16 protein-coding genes are annotated in these 16,368 nt (G+C 48.7%); 5 read left to right on the top strand and 11 right to left on the bottom strand.

From position 1 onward, the window contains the following. Positions 1-18: 18 nt before the first annotated feature. Positions 19-600: a TetR/AcrR family transcriptional regulator gene (locus L4D76_RS08915; RefSeq protein ID WP_428440558.1), complete on the top strand. Its 582-nt coding sequence runs from the start codon at positions 19-21 to the stop codon at positions 598-600. Between the two features lie 41 nt (positions 601-641). Here the strand turns inward: L4D76_RS08915 and L4D76_RS08910 are convergent, their stop codons facing one another. The 5 genes from L4D76_RS08910 to ftnA all read right to left on the bottom strand — a co-directional run bounded on the left by L4D76_RS08910 (position 642) and on the right by ftnA (position 5,635). Then, entirely contained in the window at positions 642-1,181 is a 540-nt protein-coding gene (locus tag L4D76_RS08910) for a DUF3332 domain-containing protein (protein ID WP_428440557.1), read from the bottom strand. A 905-nt stretch (positions 1,182-2,086) separates the two neighbouring features. Further along, complete coding sequence (locus L4D76_RS08905) at positions 2,087-3,274, bottom strand: BaiN/RdsA family NAD(P)/FAD-dependent oxidoreductase (RefSeq protein ID WP_428440556.1); 1,188 nt, start codon at positions 3,272-3,274, stop codon at positions 2,087-2,089. A 130-nt stretch (positions 3,275-3,404) separates the two neighbouring features. Then, complete coding sequence (locus L4D76_RS08900) at positions 3,405-4,520, bottom strand: mechanosensitive ion channel family protein (protein ID WP_428440555.1); 1,116 nt, start codon at positions 4,518-4,520, stop codon at positions 3,405-3,407. Positions 4,521-4,696: 176 nt separating this feature from the next. Further along, a complete protein-coding gene (gene uspB, locus L4D76_RS08895; RefSeq protein ID WP_428440554.1) occupies positions 4,697-5,035 on the bottom strand; it encodes a universal stress protein UspB in 339 nt (112 codons plus the stop codon). Between the two features lie 72 nt (positions 5,036-5,107). Next, on the bottom strand, positions 5,108-5,635 hold the full coding sequence (ftnA, locus tag L4D76_RS08890; RefSeq protein WP_428440553.1) for a non-heme ferritin: 528 nt from the start codon (positions 5,633-5,635) through the stop codon (positions 5,108-5,110). Between the two features lie 265 nt (positions 5,636-5,900). Here ftnA and L4D76_RS08885 point away from each other — a divergent pair, with 265 nt between their 5' ends. Further along, complete coding sequence (locus L4D76_RS08885) at positions 5,901-6,323, top strand: universal stress protein (protein ID WP_428440552.1); 423 nt, start codon at positions 5,901-5,903, stop codon at positions 6,321-6,323. A 134-nt stretch (positions 6,324-6,457) separates the two neighbouring features. Continuing rightward, positions 6,458-7,330 carry a carboxylate/amino acid/amine transporter gene (locus L4D76_RS08880; protein WP_428440551.1) on the top strand — a complete coding sequence of 291 codons (873 nt, stop codon included), beginning with the start codon at positions 6,458-6,460 and terminating at the stop codon, positions 7,328-7,330. A gap of 131 nt (positions 7,331-7,461) precedes the next feature. Here L4D76_RS08880 and fre read toward each other — a convergent pair whose 3' ends face one another. The 6 genes from fre to trxA all read right to left on the bottom strand — a co-directional run bounded on the left by fre (position 7,462) and on the right by trxA (position 13,433). After that, positions 7,462-8,172: an NAD(P)H-flavin reductase gene (gene fre, locus L4D76_RS08875; protein ID WP_428440550.1), complete on the bottom strand. Its 711-nt coding sequence runs from the start codon at positions 8,170-8,172 to the stop codon at positions 7,462-7,464. A gap of 9 nt (positions 8,173-8,181) precedes the next feature. Then, entirely contained in the window at positions 8,182-8,463 is a 282-nt protein-coding gene (locus L4D76_RS08870; RefSeq protein ID WP_428440549.1) for a 2Fe-2S iron-sulfur cluster-binding protein, read from the bottom strand. Positions 8,464-8,482: 19 nt separating this feature from the next. Further along, positions 8,483-10,363 (bottom strand): 4-hydroxy-3-polyprenylbenzoate decarboxylase, encoded by a 1,881-nt coding sequence (ubiD, locus tag L4D76_RS08865; RefSeq protein WP_428440548.1) that lies wholly within the window; start codon positions 10,361-10,363, stop codon positions 8,483-8,485. Between the two features lie 130 nt (positions 10,364-10,493). Then, positions 10,494-11,489, bottom strand: a complete 996-nt coding sequence (locus L4D76_RS08860) for a hypothetical protein (protein ID WP_428440547.1) — start codon at positions 11,487-11,489, stop codon at positions 10,494-10,496. A 156-nt stretch (positions 11,490-11,645) separates the two neighbouring features. Beyond that, the gene (rho, locus tag L4D76_RS08855) at positions 11,646-12,911 is read right to left on the bottom strand and encodes a transcription termination factor Rho (protein WP_428440546.1); all 1,266 of its coding nucleotides are present in this window, start codon (positions 12,909-12,911) and stop codon (positions 11,646-11,648) included. A 195-nt stretch (positions 12,912-13,106) separates the two neighbouring features. Continuing rightward, positions 13,107-13,433, bottom strand: a complete 327-nt coding sequence (gene trxA / locus L4D76_RS08850; protein WP_318925443.1) for a thioredoxin TrxA — start codon at positions 13,431-13,433, stop codon at positions 13,107-13,109. Between the two features lie 112 nt (positions 13,434-13,545). On the opposite strand from trxA, the gene rhlB reads away from it, so the two are divergent. Together rhlB and gppA are read left to right on the top strand one after the other, a co-directional pair. Beyond that, positions 13,546-14,856: an ATP-dependent RNA helicase RhlB gene (rhlB, locus tag L4D76_RS08845; protein ID WP_428440664.1), complete on the top strand. Its 1,311-nt coding sequence runs from the start codon at positions 13,546-13,548 to the stop codon at positions 14,854-14,856. Positions 14,857-14,871: 15 nt separating this feature from the next. Continuing rightward, positions 14,872-16,365, top strand: a complete 1,494-nt coding sequence (gene gppA / locus L4D76_RS08840) for a guanosine-5'-triphosphate,3'-diphosphate diphosphatase (RefSeq protein WP_428440545.1) — start codon at positions 14,872-14,874, stop codon at positions 16,363-16,365. The last annotated feature ends 3 nt before the right edge of the window (positions 16,366-16,368 follow it).

Genomic DNA, 16,368 nt, shown 5'->3' with positions numbered 1-16,368 from the left:
AAGCCGAAGCATCCCAATATGGCCACTGAAAAGAAACAGCAACTGTTAGATACCGCACTCAGCCTTTTTGTCGAGCAAGGTATTGAGGCTACCGCCACCGCAAAAATCGCCAAGCAGGCCAATGTCGCCACAGGCACCTTGTTTCATCACTTTGCCAATAAGCAAGAGCTGGTTATGACGCTCTACCGTGAGATCAAAACGGAACTCGGCCAGGCGATCGAGCAACCCGCAGCGAATGATGATTTACATGCTCTAGTGCACCATTACTGGCAACATGCCTTGCAATGGGCAGTCGATAACCCGCAGAAGTTGAAATTTTTACAGCAGTTTGCCAATAACCCGCAATTTCGCATCAGCCAGCAGCAGGAAGTGATGAGCTCTTCCATGGCCTTTCTGATTGATGTGATTAAGCGGGGGCAACAGCAGGGGGAGCTGGCGATTCTGCCGCTCGAACTGGTGCTCAACTATTGCCACTATCACTATCTGGCAACCGCAACCTTGTTTGTTGAACAACCGGAACTGGCACGCCAGCCCGCCTATCAGGACGGGGCATTTCAGATGCTCTGGCAAGGGTTGGCAGCCATCCAGGCGCAGGCATAAAAAACGGGAGCCATGCTCCCGTTTTCTATTCAACCCGGCAATTATGCCTGGTTACGTGCGTACTGGTTTAGCTCATCAACGCTAACCGCAGTGACAAATTCACCGTCGAGATAAAAGTTCACATCTTCACCCGCTTTCTCACCACGCAATACGGCACTTTCACCGTTGCGGTAAGCAACATTCATTTCCAGCGTTCTTTCATCTAGCTGGCGGAAGCTTGCCGCTTCAATGTTGCTGTTCTGAATACTCGCCAGCGGAGCAGAAGTCATTGACTGATCCAGGCTGCCATTCACTTTGAAGATCGCATCAACAGGCAGATCGGCAACGGCATGTGATTTTCCTGTAATTGGATTTTTACCGGTCCAGAATTCAATCGAGTTGAAGATGAACAGATCAGCGGTCGCCGCGATACCATAGACCGGACTCAGCAGTACAAACAGGCCCGCACGGCCGTAACGGTTATCAATGGCTGACAAGTTTGCTTTTGTTACCAGCTGAGAGGTTCCCATCTGGCCAATACACCCTGTTAATGATGTCGCTAGGATAGTCATGGCAACCACTTTCAACGCTGTCTTTCTCATGTCAGGCTAACTCCGATTTTAATAATAATGAATAAAAAACCGGCGGATTATAAGCAGTTTCATCTGACTTACTAGCCCTATTTTAGTGAAAAGCCCTAAATTCGAAAGGATGTAAAGGCGTGGCTAAAACAAAGTAAAAAGCCGTCGCTGTAGCATTCCCTCTCCGACATATAGCCAATAAATCGATAGGCACTGACAATACAATAAAAACAGCTGTTGAGCGAACACCCAGCCGCAAGAACATCAGCAGAGCAACCCGGAAGCGAGCCATAAAAATAACCTTGATGAAAGAGCCGGGCGGGATCATAGGGCGAAAAAAAAGCCGCAACATATGTGCGGCCTGATCCAAAACAAAATCAAAATAACAATCAAGGGTCAAGGATGTTGCAAAAAACTCTGTCTCTCCTCAGAATTTTTTGCAACAACCCCAAGCAACCACAAAAAGGCACTAGGGAGTCTACTTTTTATCTCCTCCTTTGTATTTACAAACCACTCAGTTGAAACGTTTCTACAATTTAAGTGATCCCTACGCTTACATCAACAATTCCCAATTGGACATGTGATCCGCGTCGACTTATTACTCGCATTTTGCCATTTAAGCCACATCAAACCCGTTAACGATACCGTTTGTCATGCTTTTATTTAAAGATCCCTCCTACCGACAGAATAGAAACGTTTTTATTGGCGGGGCTGGTAATTCTGCTTTTCTTGATTTCGAATGTCCGAACGTACCCTTTCCTTATCAAGACCATGGTTGAGACAAACGTCATGATCGCACCGAGGTTATTTCTATTGACTCTTGATCGAGTTCAGAAAGTACCTTCTCCGCTAAAAATAAAACCAATGCGAGTCTCCCCGGCATGCCCGGGGAGTACCCATGATTAATAAGATGGCTTCTCTACAACTTACGCATGCTGACCGGCAACATAGCCGGAACTCCACGCCCACTGGAAGTTATAGCCGCCCAGCCAACCGCTGACGTCCATCACCTCGCCGGCAAAGAACAGGCCCGGCACTTTCTTCGCTTCCATGGTTTTTGATGACAGCTCGTCGGTATCGACGCCGCCTAAGGTCACTTCTGCGGTACGGTAGCCTTCCGTTCCGTTTGGTGCGATAGCCCACTGATGGAAATATGCCGCCATCGCGGTAATATCTTTTTCGTTATATTGCTTCAAAGGCTTATCTGACAGATCCCCACGGTCAATCAGGGCCTCAATCAGGCGCTTTGGCAACAGGCGGGACAGCGAATTTTTCAGGCTCTGGTTCGGGTGCTTCTCGCGCATAACATTAAGGGTTTCCGCCAGATCGAGATCTGGCAGCAAATCGATGGTCACCTTCTGCCCCGGCGTCCAGTAAGACGAGATCTGCAGAATCACCGGACCGGACAAGCCGCGGTGAGTAAATAGCAGGTTTTCCTTAAAATGGGTGCCGTCTTCGGCGTCAACCGCCACCGGGATCGCAATGCCCGATAATTCAGCAAAAGCCTCTTTTTCTTCTTTATGTAATGTAAAGGGTACCAGTCCGGCCGTGGTCGGAACCATCTTCAGGCCAAACTGCTCAGCTACCTGATAGCCAAACGGGGTTGCGCCCAGCTTAGGCATCGACAGGCCGCCGGTAGCAATCACCAACGACTCACATTCAACGGTATTAGCGTTGAGCTTGAGACTAAAGCCGGTTTCCGTTTTGCTGATATTGTGCACATCACAGCGATAACGCTGCTCTACCGTTGGCAGATCACACTCTGCCAGCAGCATGCTGACGATCTCTTTGGCAGAATCTTCGCAGAATAACTGGCCGTGATCGCGCTCTTCATAGGCAATGTCATGCTTGGCGATCATGGCGATAAAATCCCACTGGGTGTATTGCGACAGTGCCGATTTCACAAAGTGTGGATTACGGCAGACGAAATTATTCGCCTCCACATCATAGTTGGTAAAGTTACAGCGGCCACCACCGGAGATCAGAATTTTTCGTCCCGGCTTTTTACCGTGATCAACCACCAGCACAGAGCGACCCCGTTTGCCAGCTTCTGCTGCGCACATCAACCCTGCCGCGCCTGCACCAATAATCACTACATCAAACTTGTCTGCCATCTCTGTACCTAAATCCTGAATCACCCTGCAATAAAAAAGGGATGCCCATACCTACCGGTCAGCATCCCTTTCAATAATTGCACTTATTTTAACCGCCTCGCCCATGAATACCAAACGAAATTCGACGGGATTAAGAATACGGCGACGACTCCAGATCGGAAGGCACATTCCCCATCGCAGCCATCGACGGCTCTGCCATATGCACCGTCGTAGTCGGGAACGCGAAATCAGCACCGTGACGGTGTACAACGTCAACAATTTTCAGCATCACATCTTGCTGAACATCTTTGTAAGTGATCCAGTCGATGGTGTGGGTAAAGGTATAAACCAGAATATCAAGCGATGACGGACCGTAATTATCAAAGCTGACAATCAGGGTCTGGCGAGTATCAATATCCGGATGCTGACGCAGCATGGCTTTAATGTCATTCACCACATCGCCGACTACTGCGGCATCGCGGTAACGCAGGCCGATTTTCTGTTTTATCCGGCGGTTAAACATCCGTGATGGATTTTCAACCACAATAGAGCTGAACACCGAGTTCGGTACATAGAGCGGGCGTTTATCAAAGGTGCGGATCACGGTCATCCGGAAACCAATCCGTTCAACCGTTCCTTCAATCTGGCGGTCCGGGCTGCGGATCCAGTCCCCCACTTTAAACGGGCGATCCAGATAAATCATTATGCCGCCAAAGAAGTTAGCCAGTAAGTCCTTAGCTGCCATACCGACAATCAAGCCACCGACACCACCGAAAGTAAGTACCCCGGACAGACTGAGGCCAAGGTTCTGCATCATCACCAGGGCACCAACCACCATCACTATCAAGCGCAATATTTTAGAAACCGCATGGATAGTGGTGGCATCTTTCGCGGTGGCCAACATGCCGGCTTCAACATTGCTGATCAGGCGGAGCAGCACCCAGGAAAATGTCCAGAGCAGTAACAACTGACGGACGACGGCAAGAAAGGTCGTCGGATATTGGCTGGTATTATCGATGATGATCCCAATGGAGAGCACGGCAGGCCACAGCCAGATCAACCAGCTGATCGGACGACGTATCGCATCTACCAGTGCATCGTCCCATATTATCCGCGTTTTTTCAGCCACATGAGACAGGCGTCGGGTAGCCAATAACCAGGCACCCCATAAGACGGCACTTAAAACCAGTAACAGGCCAATATTAGACATCCAGTCGTGGCTGCCCCCCTGCTCCAGGGATGACCACCATTGAATTATTTTACTCATAAAAAACCGTTAGCTTTTAGGGCCTGTTTATCTTTCAACATAATTGCTGCAATGCTGAAAGGTATACTGGCCCTCGTATCAGCGATACTGAGGATGAGAATTACGCTAAGCCTAACGACTTCAATAAGCAATCAGTACTTGTCAGTAATCGAGCCAAGTTAAAGTTTTTCTTTTAGCTATATGCCCAGATAAGCCACCACAAAAATGGCAACGAGAAAAACCATCAGAAAAGTACTGGCCAGCACAAACAACTTACGGACTTTAACGCATTTGGCTATAAAGACAGGATCATGATGCTTTTGATATTGCTGGCTGCGAATATAGTGAAACAGGCGGATCTGTTTACTGACGTTCCCTTGGGAGGAGAAAAAACCCCGGCCGTCAACTTGCTGATAAAGTAACGGATCACATTCCCGCATCACCGCCAGCAACGTCTTCAAGGTGCTGATATATCTGGAAACATTAACAACTGCAACTAAGAACAGTGCAAATAAAAAGGCATCACCACTAATCATAATAAACCCCCAAACAACTTCCGTCACAAGCCGGGGGAGCGGAGAGGGCGCAAGGCTACGCCCTCAGAGCTGTTAGCCAGCCTGTGTATCCATCACAGATGTCGACTCAGCTTTGGCCATGGCCGCCAGATCTTTATCAATAAAGAACAGCGCTTTACCATCTTCACCAACCAGCTCAATCTTATCCAGAATCCCTTTGAACAATTTTTCTTCTTCATGTTGCTCTGAGACATACCACTGTAAGAAATTAAATGTGGAGTAGTCCTGAGTAGTAAATGCAACATGAGCCAGCTTATTAATTTTTTCCGTGATCAGCTGCTCGTGCTCATAGGTTTCACGAAAAACGGCACCCAACGAAGCAAACTCATGCTTTGGTGCCTCAATCGCACCAAGCAGCGGCATTGAACCGGTTTCACTCACATACGTGAACAAACGTTGCATGTGCACCATTTCTTCAACAGCATGGGCACGAAGAAATTCTGCTGCACCGTCAAAGCCCTTATCTTCGCACCATGCACTCATTTGCAAGTAAAGGTTTGAAGAGAAAAACTCCAGGTTGATTTGCTCGTTCAGTTTCTCAACCATTGTTTGAGCTAACATTGCACTACTCCTATCTATTTTTAGTGTAATAAACACATGGCTACTGTGCATAACTAAGTTTGCAATTCGCGCAAACAAAATAATCGCTGAATGTCCTCTAGTATCACATAACATACGAGCTAGATTAGAAAAAAGCGTAAATTTTAGAGTGATTTATTATCGGCATCACATTGTTCCTCCTGCCATTAAGGATGCGATCCAGCCGATATTTTTCCCTTATACTCAGTGCTAGCATGAGAAAAAACTTTGATAAGGAATGCAAGGTATGGCTTATAAACACATTTTAGTCGCTATCGATCTCTCTGAAGACAGTTTCGTTCTGGTCGATAAAGCAGCCCAACTCGCCAAGTCGCTCGACGCAAAACTCTCCCTTATCCATATTGATGTCAATTATGCCGAACTCTATACCGGCCTGATTGACATCAATCTGGCTGATGCCCAGCACCGCATGGCTGACGATGCCCAGAAGCAACTGCACCTACTGGCCAATAAGGCTGACTACCCGGTTTCCCATACGCTGGTTGGCAGCGGTGATCTTAGCGACGAAATCTGTCTGGCCATCAATGATCTGGATGTTGAAATGGTGGTATGCGGTCACCATCAGGACTTCTGGAGCAAGATCCTCTCTTCCACCAAGCAGCTGATGAACCACACCCCGGTCGATCTGCTGATCGTCCCTCTGAAATAGTATGCCCGGCGAGCAGGATTCAAGCTGTTCGCCTTATCTTTGCTCTACGGGTGACCTCTCGATTTTTCCATATTTCAACGGTGCAAACTCGGTTAAACTAGCGCCATCTATAGAAATATAAAATTATTGGTTAAATGGGATATTTATCTGCTGTCACCCTGTTATGGGCTTTTTCCTTCAGCCTGATCGGCGTCTATCTGGCGGGGCAGGTTGATGCCTGGTTTTCGGTGTTGACCCGAGTCGCACTGGCTGGACTGGTTTTTCTTCCTTTTCTGCGCAAGCAACACCTGCATGCAAAGCTGGCACTGAAAATCATGGTCGTCGGTGCTTTTCAGCTCGGGATCATGTACTGCTTCTACTATCAGTCCTTCCTCAATTTAAGCGTACCTGAAGTACTGTTGTTTACCATCTTCACCCCCATTTACGTCACCCTTATTTATGATTTGCTGCATAAGCAATTCTCTGCCTGGTATCTATTGACCGCCGTGATTGCCGTCTTGGGTGCTGCGGTGATCAAGTTTGCCGGGATCAATGAGAACTTCGTTGTCGGCTTCCTGATAGTACAAGGCGCCAACCTCTGCTTTGCCATTGGTCAGGTCGGTTACAAGCACATTATGGAGCAAGAACAGGCTGATTTACCGCAGCATACGGTCTTTGGCCTGTTTTACTTAGGGGCTATCTGTGTTGCACTGCCAATGTTCCTGTTATTTGGCAATCTCGATAAGCTGCCAACGACGTCAACCCAGTGGGGCATTTTGATTTACCTGGGTACGTTCGCTTCAGGGCTGGGCTATTTTATCTGGAACAAAGGGGCGACGATGGTCAATGCCGGCGCACTGGCGATCATGAACAATGCCTTGGTGCCGGCGGGCTTAATCGTGAATATTGTGATTTGGAACCGCGATGTGGACTACCCGCGCTTGATCATCGGCGGCGTGATCATCATGGCATCATTGTGGTTCAATGAAACCTGGGTGAAGCGAAAAGTAGAAATGGAGAGAAGTTAAAACCAGTAACGAGTTTCGAGTTGCTAGAAAAAGAAAAGGCGAAACAATTGCTTCGCCTTTCTAATTTTTAGTCTAATGGCCAGCTCTTATGCTTTTTCTCGGCACTAGGATCTCGCCACTCGACACTGTCGCTAGATAAATGCAAAAGCGTCAGCAAACATACGCTCACGCTCTGCGCCTTTTTCTGCAGTGAACAGCTCGCGTGCGGCACCCGCCATTTCAAACCGGCCGCACAGATAGATATCGTAAGCCGACAAGCTGATAAAATCATTGCTCACCGCTTCCAGTACATTTCCCACTTTACCCTGCCATTGTTCCGGTGCATCTTCAACAACCGGCACATAGGTCAAGTTGCGGTGCTGGGCTGCTAATGCCTCCAATTCATCGTTGGCATACAGCTGACACGTATCACGGCCACCCCAGTAGATGAAAATCGGCTGCTTTACACCACGGCTCAGGCAGTTATCAAGAATACTGCGAACATACGAAAAACCCGTACCGCCGGCAATCATCAGCAAGGGGTTCTCGCTGTCTTCACGTACCCAGGCATCGCCATGTGGTGCTTCGATCTCAAACAGGCTCTTTTCTTCGAGTGCCGTTTTCATCGCGTCAACCACTTCGATGGCATACGGATTATGATCGGCGGCACCGATATGCAATTCGAGCTCACCTTCGCGACAAGGGCTGCTGGCAATCGAAAAAGGCCGCTTATCTTTTTCACCCATTACGGCTAACAGGTACTGGCCAGCTTTATATTCAACTTTCTGCTTTGGTTTCAGCAGTATACGGAAAGTATTGCACGCGAGTGATTCAACTGACTTTACTTCACATTTAATGGACATTGTATTCCTCTACTCTAACTGCAGTACCAAATTACTCTTGGCAACGGCCTGACAGGTAAACATCCAGCCTTGAACCTGCTCTTTCTCTGTAAGCATAGGCTCAAGTTGATAGCTTATCTCACCAGAAATTTTCTGGCACATGCACATTGCACATGCCCCAACCTGACATCGGTTAGGAAAAGCGACACCTGCGTTGAGCGCTGCTTCCAATACGGTTTCCTGCTCGCTGGCAGTGAATACAATATCGTGCGGCAACAGGTGTATTTGATGCTTCGCTGTAATTTCTGACATGGTTAATTAATCTAAAAAGTTACTCAAAAATACCCAGTTCGTCCCAGATGGCATCGACTTTGGCGACAACTTCCGGATCTTTGCTAATTGGCGTCCCCCACTCCCTGTCGGTCTCGCCCTGCCACTTGTTAGTGGCATCCATTCCCATTTTGGAACTAAGGTTCGCCGCAGATGAATCAATCGGTGTGTTACCGATCAGCAAGGTGTCGCGGGTTGGGTCCATTCGGGTAGTAATCGCCCAAATCACGTCGTTCCAATCGCGTACGTTGACATCATCATCACATACAATCACAAACTTGGCGTCCGTAAATTGTCCCAGGAACGACCAAACCCCCTCCATCACTCGATGAGCATGGCCTGCGGCATCTTTTTTGATACTCACAATGGCCATTCTATTGGCATCCGCTTCTGGTGGTAAATAGAAGTCGACAATTTCTGGAAATTGCTTAAGTAAGGTGCGGGTGCCCTCTTCAATATCGAAAGATGGTTTTGTCTGAGCGTTGACGCATGGCGTGTTAGCCGTTTCAGCATCCCACTTAATGGTGGCATCCAATCCCATCTTTGAGCCAAGACCCACCACAGGCGACGCAAAGTCGAGCGAGTCGATAGGTGTGTTCTCTATCATCACAGTATCACGAACCGGATCCATTCTGGTTGTCATCGCTTGAATAACACTGTTCCAGTCGCGTGCATTGACGTCATCGTCACACACAACCACAAACTTGGTATACATGAACTGACGTAAGAATGACCACACGCCCATCATCACACGCTTGGCATGACCAGGGTATTGCTTCTTCATCGTCACCACCGCCATGCGGTACGAACAGCCCTCCGGCGGCAAATAGAAATCCTCGATTTCTGGGAACTGCTTCTGCAAAATCGGCACAAACACTTCGTTCAGGGCAACACCTAATACTGCAGGCTCATCCGGCGGACGGCCGGTATAGGTGCTGTGATAAATGGGGTCTTTGCGCATCGTCACATGGGTAATGGTGAGCACATGGTGACGCTCAGCTTCATTGTAGTAGCCAGTATGATCGCCATAAGGGCCTTCATCGGCAAACTCGTTCGGGTCAATATAGCCTTCCATCACGATTTCAGCACTGGCGGGTACTTCAAGCTCATTGCTAAGGCTCTTGACTACTTCCGTCTTACTGCCACGTAGCAAACCGGCAAACGCATACTCAGATAACGTATCTGGCACTGGGGTTACCGCACCCAGAATGGTCGCCGGATCGGCACCAAAGGCCACCGTCACCGGGAACGGTTCACCCGGATGAGCTTCCATCCAGTCACGTAAATCCAGCGCCCCGCCACGGTGGGCAAGCCAGCGCATGATGATTTTGTTTTTGCCGATCTTTTGCTGGCGGTAAATACCCAAGTTCTGGCGCTTTTTATTGGGCCCCTTGGTAATAGTGAGCCCCCAAGTCAGCAAAGGCGCAACATCGCCCGGCCAACAGCTCATAACAGGGATTTTATCGAGATCAACCTCGTCGCCTTCCCATACCACTTGCTGACAAGGTGCTTTACGTAAACGCTTGACCGGCATATTCAGCACTTGCTTGAACACGGGCAGCTTGTCAATCGCATCGCGAAAACCACGCGGTGGCTCTGGTTCTTTAAGGTACGCCAGCAGCTTGCCAACTTCACGCAGATCTTTGACATCCTGACGTCCCATACCCATGGCAACACGTTCTGGCGTACCAAACAGGTTAGCCAAGACAGGCATGTCATACCCTATTGGATTTTCAAATAACAATGCTGGGCCACCGGCACGCAAGGTACGGTCGCAGATTTCGGTCATTTCCTGATTGGGATCGATCGGCTGCTGAATACGCTTTAATTGCCCCTCTTGTTCGAGGTGAGCAATAAAGTCTCGCAGATCCTTGAATTTCATAGGTTCTACCTGTTGCCAATAATAAAGCAGCAAGATTCAAAGAATTGCTGCTATCTGCTATCAAGTTCGCGACATTATAACGATTTGTTAACCTGAACACACTGCAAATAGCAAGCAAGGATCTGCGCGATTACGGCAACTCAGTCAACGCCAGCCGCAGGTTTTTCTGCAACACCTGGTTACGGCTCGATGCGGCAATTTGCTTCAACCAGCTGGCATAACCTTGCTGGGCGAGTTGCGTTGCCACCACGTGACCGTCATCGACTTCGTTAAGTTTATCCACCAGAAACTCACGGGTCTGCGGTGACATCGGTTTCTGAACCGCCAGAGCACGGTATGCCTGTTGCTTAAGGGAAGGGTTTATTGTTGCTGCCATCAACTGCTCAACAGCCTGTGGCGATGGTGCCAGATCAGCCAGACGATTCAGCTCAGCCAGACTGTATTGATCGGTGCGGCGGCGCCACAACAGGTGATACAAGGGCTGATCACCGGATAGTGCCGCCAGGCTGGCAATAATGGCATTATCAGGCAGCCACATCAGAAGGGAGTCGGAAGAAAATTGCGCCACCAGCTTAGCGACCGCATCGGATGATAAGATGGGTAGCTGTTCGAGGAAAATATTACGGCGTTGTTTCTGAGTGTGGATATCTCCCGTCAGCCATTTGGACAGGATCAAGGAACCGGCTTCGGCCTGTTGTACCATCTTTTGGGCCAGCAGAATTTGCTGCCAGTGCAACACTAAGCCACGTGACTGTGCGCCGTAATGAAAGGCTGATTGAGTGACCAGATAGCCATCTCCCTGCTCAACCACGGTAAACGCCGGTTTACGATCGGCCTGGGCTTGCAGCCAGTCTGCTTTCATTTGATCTAACTGACCAAACTCACCCGCATGTTGTACCAATTGTGCCCGCACAGCTTCCTGCTGTAACGGCGCCAACTGAGACAAGTTAAACTCTAAGGCACGAAAATCACTGTTGTTATATAAGCGGGTTAAAGCCGCTACCCGGTTCACCACTTGTGATGATACTGCTGCCTGTTGGACCTCTTGCTCTGTCACTTCAATCGCCAATGCTGAGTTAATGCATCCAGCTAATAGCAAGAGTGCCATGCACATTCCCTGTCGCATGCCGTCTCCTTACGGTAAATAAATCGATGATGTTATATATCATCCATACCAACAAACAGGTTAATTGAATGCTGTTTATTAGTATTCCGTAATTGTAACCCATAAAAAACGCCACACTAGGTGGCGTTTTTTATTTTGTGACTTAAGCAGTCTTGATTAAGACTTCTGACGGCGCATCGCGTCAAAGAATTCATTATTCGTCTTAGTCATCGATAGCTTGTCGATCAAAAACTCCATACTATCGGTTTCATTCATTGGGTGAACGATCTTACGCAGAATCCACATTTTCTGCAGTTCATCTGCTTTCGCCAATAGCTCTTCACGACGGGTACCAGAGCGGTTGAAGTCAATCGCAGGGAAAACACGTTTCTCAGCAATCTTACGAGACAGGATCAGTTCCATGTTACCTGTACCTTTAAATTCTTCGTAGATCACTTCATCCATCTTAGAACCAGTATCAACCAGCGCAGTTGCGATGATGGTTAAGCTACCGCCTTCTTCAATATTACGAGCAGCACCGAAGAAACGCTTTGGACGGTGAAGCGCGTTAGCATCCACACCACCGGTTAGTACTTTACCTGATGAAGGGATGACGGTGTTGTAGGCACGCGCCAGGCGGGTGATGGAATCCAGCAGGATAACCACGTCTTTCTTGTGTTCAACCAGGCGTTTTGCTTTCTCGATAACCATTTCTGCCACTTGTACGTGACGAGAAGCTGGCTCATCAAACGTTGATGCAATCACTTCGCCTTTAACCAGGCGTTGCATCTCGGTGACTTCTTCCGGACGTTCGTCGATAAGCAATACCATCAACTCACACTCTGGGTGGTTGTGGGCAATACTTTGCGCGATGTTCTGCAGCAACATGGTTTTACCCGCTTTAGGCGGAGCAACAATCAGACCACGCTGACCTTTACCTATTGGAGAGGCCAAATCAAGAACACGTGCTGTAATGTCTTCGGTCGAACCATTACCACGTTCCATGCGCATGCGATCATTCGCGTGCAGCGGTGTCAGGTTTTCAAACAAAATCTTGTTACGGACGTTATCCGGCTTATCGTAGTTAACTTCGTTGACTTTCAGCAGCGCAAAATAGCGTTCGCCATCTTTTGGAGGACGGATCTTCCCGCCGATTGTGTCACCAGTGCGAAGATTGAAACGGCGGATTTGGCTAGGAGAAACGTAGATGTCGTCGGGGCCGGCAAGGTAAGAACTGTCGGAGGAGCGGAGGAAGCCGAAGCCATCTTGAAGGATCTCTAGAACACCATCGCCAAAAATGTCCTCACCACCTTTTGCGTGCTGTTTGAGAATAGAAAATATAATGTCCTGCTTTCTCAAACGTGCCAGGTTTTCTAATCCTAAGCTTTCGCCAAGCGCAACCAATTTTGGAATAGGTTGGTTCTTCAGTTCTGTAAGATTCATAGTGGTGGGTTTCTTGTCTGTCAAAATGGGGGTTCTATATTAGTTTGGATTGAATTGACCAACGGGCTGGTCAAGAAATGAACGATACAACAGTATACGTGCAACAAGTTATCACTAAAGATTCCTTCCGTCTAGCATAGTCGGAAGACAAACTGCACACAACTGAGAAATTGCGCACAGTTCGCGTAAGGCGGCTTATAGGTTCGCGTCCAGGAACTCTTTAAGCTGGGTCTTAGACAGTGCACCAACCTTCGTTGCCGCTACTCCGCCATCTTTAAACAATAGCAATGTCGGAATACCACGGATACCAAATTTAGGTGGGGTTGCTGAATTCTGATCGATATTCAATTTACCGATAGTCAGTTTACCCTGGTACTCGTTCGCGATCTCGTCAAGAATTGGGGCAATCATTTTACAAGGACCACACCATTCAGCCCAAAAATCGACTAGTACCGGGCCCGCAGCATTAACTACATCGCTGTCAAAACTTGCGTCTGTAAGCTGCACAATCTTGTCGCTCATCTTCCACTCCAATGGTTGATTTTTTAGCTGATTTTATTTTAACCAGCAAATCGATGCCCTATTTGAATGGAATCCGTTTCGTATTGCAACCCTAAGCTGATATTCTATGCGAATGAAGACGACTCATATCACAGAGCAGAAATTTGCCGACCTAGGTTTACACCCTACGGTTTTAGCAGGACTGGAAGCTACAGGGTTTCAATATTGTACCCCTATCCAGGCCTTGGCATTGCCGGTCGTGCTCGCCGGCCAAGACATTGCAGGTCAAGCGCAAACAGGTACAGGTAAAACCCTGGCATTCCTGACTGCGACTTTTAACCATTTGATCCTTAACCCTGCATCAGAAGATCACAAGGCTAATCACCCACGGGCGATTATTCTTGCGCCAACTCGTGAGTTGGCTATCCAGATTTTCAATGATGCTCAACCGCTACTCGAAAGCACCGGCCTGAAAGCAGGTCTTGCCTACGGTGGTGAAGCCTATGAAAAACAGCAAAAAACACTGGAAGCTGGCGTAGATATCTTGATCGGTACTTGTGGCCGTATTATCGATTTCTATAAGCAACGTGTTATTGACCTGGCGTCAATTCAAGCAGTGGTTCTTGATGAAGCGGATCGCATGTTCGATTTGGGCTTTATTAAAGATATCCGTTTCTTGTTCCGTCGTATGCCTGCGCCAAAAGCACGTTTAAACATGTTGTTCTCTGCAACATTGTCTTACCGTGTGAAAGAGCTGGCATTCGAGCACATGAACAGCCCGGAAAGTGTGGTTGTCGAGCCTGAACAAAAAACAGGTCATCGTATCCAGGAAGAGCTGTTCTACCCATCCAATCAGGACAAAATGCGTCTGTTACAGACCCTGATTGAAGAAGAGTGGCCAGATCGCGCGATTATCTTTGCCAATACAAAGCACCGCTGTGAAGATCTCTGGGCACACCTTGCCGCAGATCAACACCGTGTTGGCCTGCTAACCGGTGATGTACCGCAGAAAAAACGTATCAATATTCTGGAACAATTCACTCAAGGCGAACTCGATATTCTGGTTGCGACTGATGTGGCGGCACGTGGTCTGCATATTCCCCAGGTGACACACGTCTTTAACTATGATCTGCCAGATGATGCTGAAGACTATGTACACCGTATCGGTCGTACCGGTCGTGCCGGCGAAAGCGGTCACTCGATCAGCTTTGCCTGTGAAGGGTATGCGATCAACCTGCCTGCCATTGAAACCTATATCGAGCACGCTATTCCGCTGTCAAAGTACGATGCCGATGCACTGCTAGATGATCTACCTGCAGCTATTCGCGTTCACCGTTCACCGCGTCAGGGTGGTAACCGTCGCAATAGTTCACAACGTCAAGGTCAGGGACAGGGCCAGTCGCGTCAACGTAATAACCGCAGACGCACACAACCACAGAAATAACAGTAAGAAATGCCGATGGAAAGAAGTTCAGTATCACCTTTGTACGCCGCTATTGATTTAGGCTCCAACAGCTTTCATATGTGGATTGTTCGTGAAGTCGCAGGCAGTGTGCAGACACTGGCTAAAATTAAGCGCAAAGTGCGTCTGGCTGCAGGGCTTAATAGCCACAACGAACTGAGTGAAGAAGCGATGCAACGTGGCTGGGAATGCCTGAGCCTGTTTGCGGAACGCTTGCAGGATATTCCTGGCAAACGCATCCGTATTGTCGGAACGGCAGCGCTACGTACTGCGGTTAATGCTGAGGCCTTTCTTTCCAAAGCAAAAGACATTCTTGGTTACGATGTCGAGATCATTCCCGGCGAAGAAGAAGCCCGGATTATCTATCAGGGTGTCGCCCATACCTCAGGGGGGAGCGACAAGCGTTTAGTGGTCGATATCGGCGGTGCCAGTACCGAGGTGATTATCGGTGAGGGCTTTGATGCCAGCGCATTAACCAGCCTGAAGATCGGCTGTGTTACCTGGTTAGAACGCTATTTTAAAGATCGCTACTTAACGGCTGAAAATTTTGATGCGGCTATCAACGCGGCTAAACATACCATTGAGCCGATTGTCGAGCATTACACCCAGTTAGGCTGGGAAACCTGTGTCGGTGCCAGTGGTACCGTACAAGCCCTGCAGGAAATTATGCTGGCGCAAGGGATGGATGAAATTATCACCCTGCAAAAGTTAAAACGCATGCAACGTCAGGCAATGCAATATGAACGCCTGGAAGATCTTGATATTGAAGGGCTGACCCTGGAACGCGCGCTGGTATTTCCAAGCGGTTTATCCATTTTAATCGCCGTGTTTGAGTCACTGAATATTCAGTCAATGACTCTGGCCGGAGGTGCCTTACGTGAAGGTATGGTGTATGAAATGATGAGCCAGATGCGTCATCATGATGTACGCGAACGCACGCTTCTCAGTGTTCAGGAGCGATTCCAGCTTGATACCCCGCATGCCAATGCGGTTACCCATTGCGCAATGGCGTTGCTGACAGCTTGTGAGCAAGAATGGCAACTGGAACCTCAGGCTAAATACCTGCTGCATGCCAGTGCCACCCTGCATGAAATTGGTACCAGTATTGAATTCAAGGAAAGTGGTGAACATGCCGCCTACCTAATCAATCACATCGATTTACCAGGATTTACCCGGGCCCAGAAGCACCTGATCGCCGAGCTGTTACGCCGTTTCCGCGAACAGCTGACCAGCCTGCCGGAACAGCACGCGTTGTCTGCCCATAGTGCAGCCCGTCTTTTACGTCTGTTACGGTTAGCGGTCATTCTCTGTCATCGCCGCGACCATACCCAGCAGCCGCCATTTAGCTTATCGGTTGCTGAGAACACCCTGGTTCTTGCACTTCCTGCCGGCTGGCTCGCTGCCAACCCGCTAACCTGTGCTGAGCTACGGCAAGAAGCCACCCGCCAAACCGACATGGGCTGGCCACTGGTGATCGAAGAAAGCAAATAAACG

Source organism: Photobacterium sagamiensis (assembly GCF_050337085.1).
Taxonomy (GTDB): Bacteria; Pseudomonadota; Gammaproteobacteria; order Enterobacterales; family Vibrionaceae; genus Photobacterium; species Photobacterium sagamiensis.
The sequence above is the reverse complement of the archived record's forward strand: the minus strand, read 5'-3'. Positions and strand labels throughout refer to the sequence as shown.

What these genes read in the sequence shown, in the direction of transcription:
- gppA (WP_428440545.1), top strand. Translation starts at nt 14,872, where the DNA reads ATGGAAAGAAGTTCAGTATCACCTTTGTACGCCGCTATTGATTTAGGC.
- L4D76_RS08905 (WP_428440556.1), bottom strand. Translation starts at nt 3,274, where the DNA reads ATGGCAGACAAGTTTGATGTAGTGATTATTGGTGCAGGCGCGGCAGGG.
- L4D76_RS08880 (WP_428440551.1), top strand. Translation starts at nt 6,458, where the DNA reads ATGGGATATTTATCTGCTGTCACCCTGTTATGGGCTTTTTCCTTCAGC.
- rho (WP_428440546.1), bottom strand. Translation starts at nt 12,911, where the DNA reads ATGAATCTTACAGAACTGAAGAACCAACCTATTCCAAAATTGGTTGCG.
- L4D76_RS08900 (WP_428440555.1), bottom strand. Translation starts at nt 4,520, where the DNA reads ATGAGTAAAATAATTCAATGGTGGTCATCCCTGGAGCAGGGGGGCAGC.
- L4D76_RS08885 (WP_428440552.1), top strand. Translation starts at nt 5,901, where the DNA reads ATGGCTTATAAACACATTTTAGTCGCTATCGATCTCTCTGAAGACAGT.
- fre (WP_428440550.1), bottom strand. Translation starts at nt 8,172, where the DNA reads ATGTCCATTAAATGTGAAGTAAAGTCAGTTGAATCACTCGCGTGCAAT.
- ubiD (WP_428440548.1), bottom strand. Translation starts at nt 10,363, where the DNA reads ATGAAATTCAAGGATCTGCGAGACTTTATTGCTCACCTCGAACAAGAG.
- L4D76_RS08915 (WP_428440558.1), top strand. Translation starts at nt 19, where the DNA reads ATGGCCACTGAAAAGAAACAGCAACTGTTAGATACCGCACTCAGCCTT.
- L4D76_RS08910 (WP_428440557.1), bottom strand. Translation starts at nt 1,181, where the DNA reads ATGAGAAAGACAGCGTTGAAAGTGGTTGCCATGACTATCCTAGCGACA.
- rhlB (WP_428440664.1), top strand. Translation starts at nt 13,546, where the DNA reads ATGAAGACGACTCATATCACAGAGCAGAAATTTGCCGACCTAGGTTTA.
- trxA (WP_318925443.1), bottom strand. Translation starts at nt 13,433, where the DNA reads ATGAGCGACAAGATTGTGCAGCTTACAGACGCAAGTTTTGACAGCGAT.
- L4D76_RS08860 (WP_428440547.1), bottom strand. Translation starts at nt 11,489, where the DNA reads ATGCGACAGGGAATGTGCATGGCACTCTTGCTATTAGCTGGATGCATT.
- uspB (WP_428440554.1), bottom strand. Translation starts at nt 5,035, where the DNA reads ATGATTAGTGGTGATGCCTTTTTATTTGCACTGTTCTTAGTTGCAGTT.
- L4D76_RS08870 (WP_428440549.1), bottom strand. Translation starts at nt 8,463, where the DNA reads ATGTCAGAAATTACAGCGAAGCATCAAATACACCTGTTGCCGCACGAT.
- ftnA (WP_428440553.1), bottom strand. Translation starts at nt 5,635, where the DNA reads ATGTTAGCTCAAACAATGGTTGAGAAACTGAACGAGCAAATCAACCTG.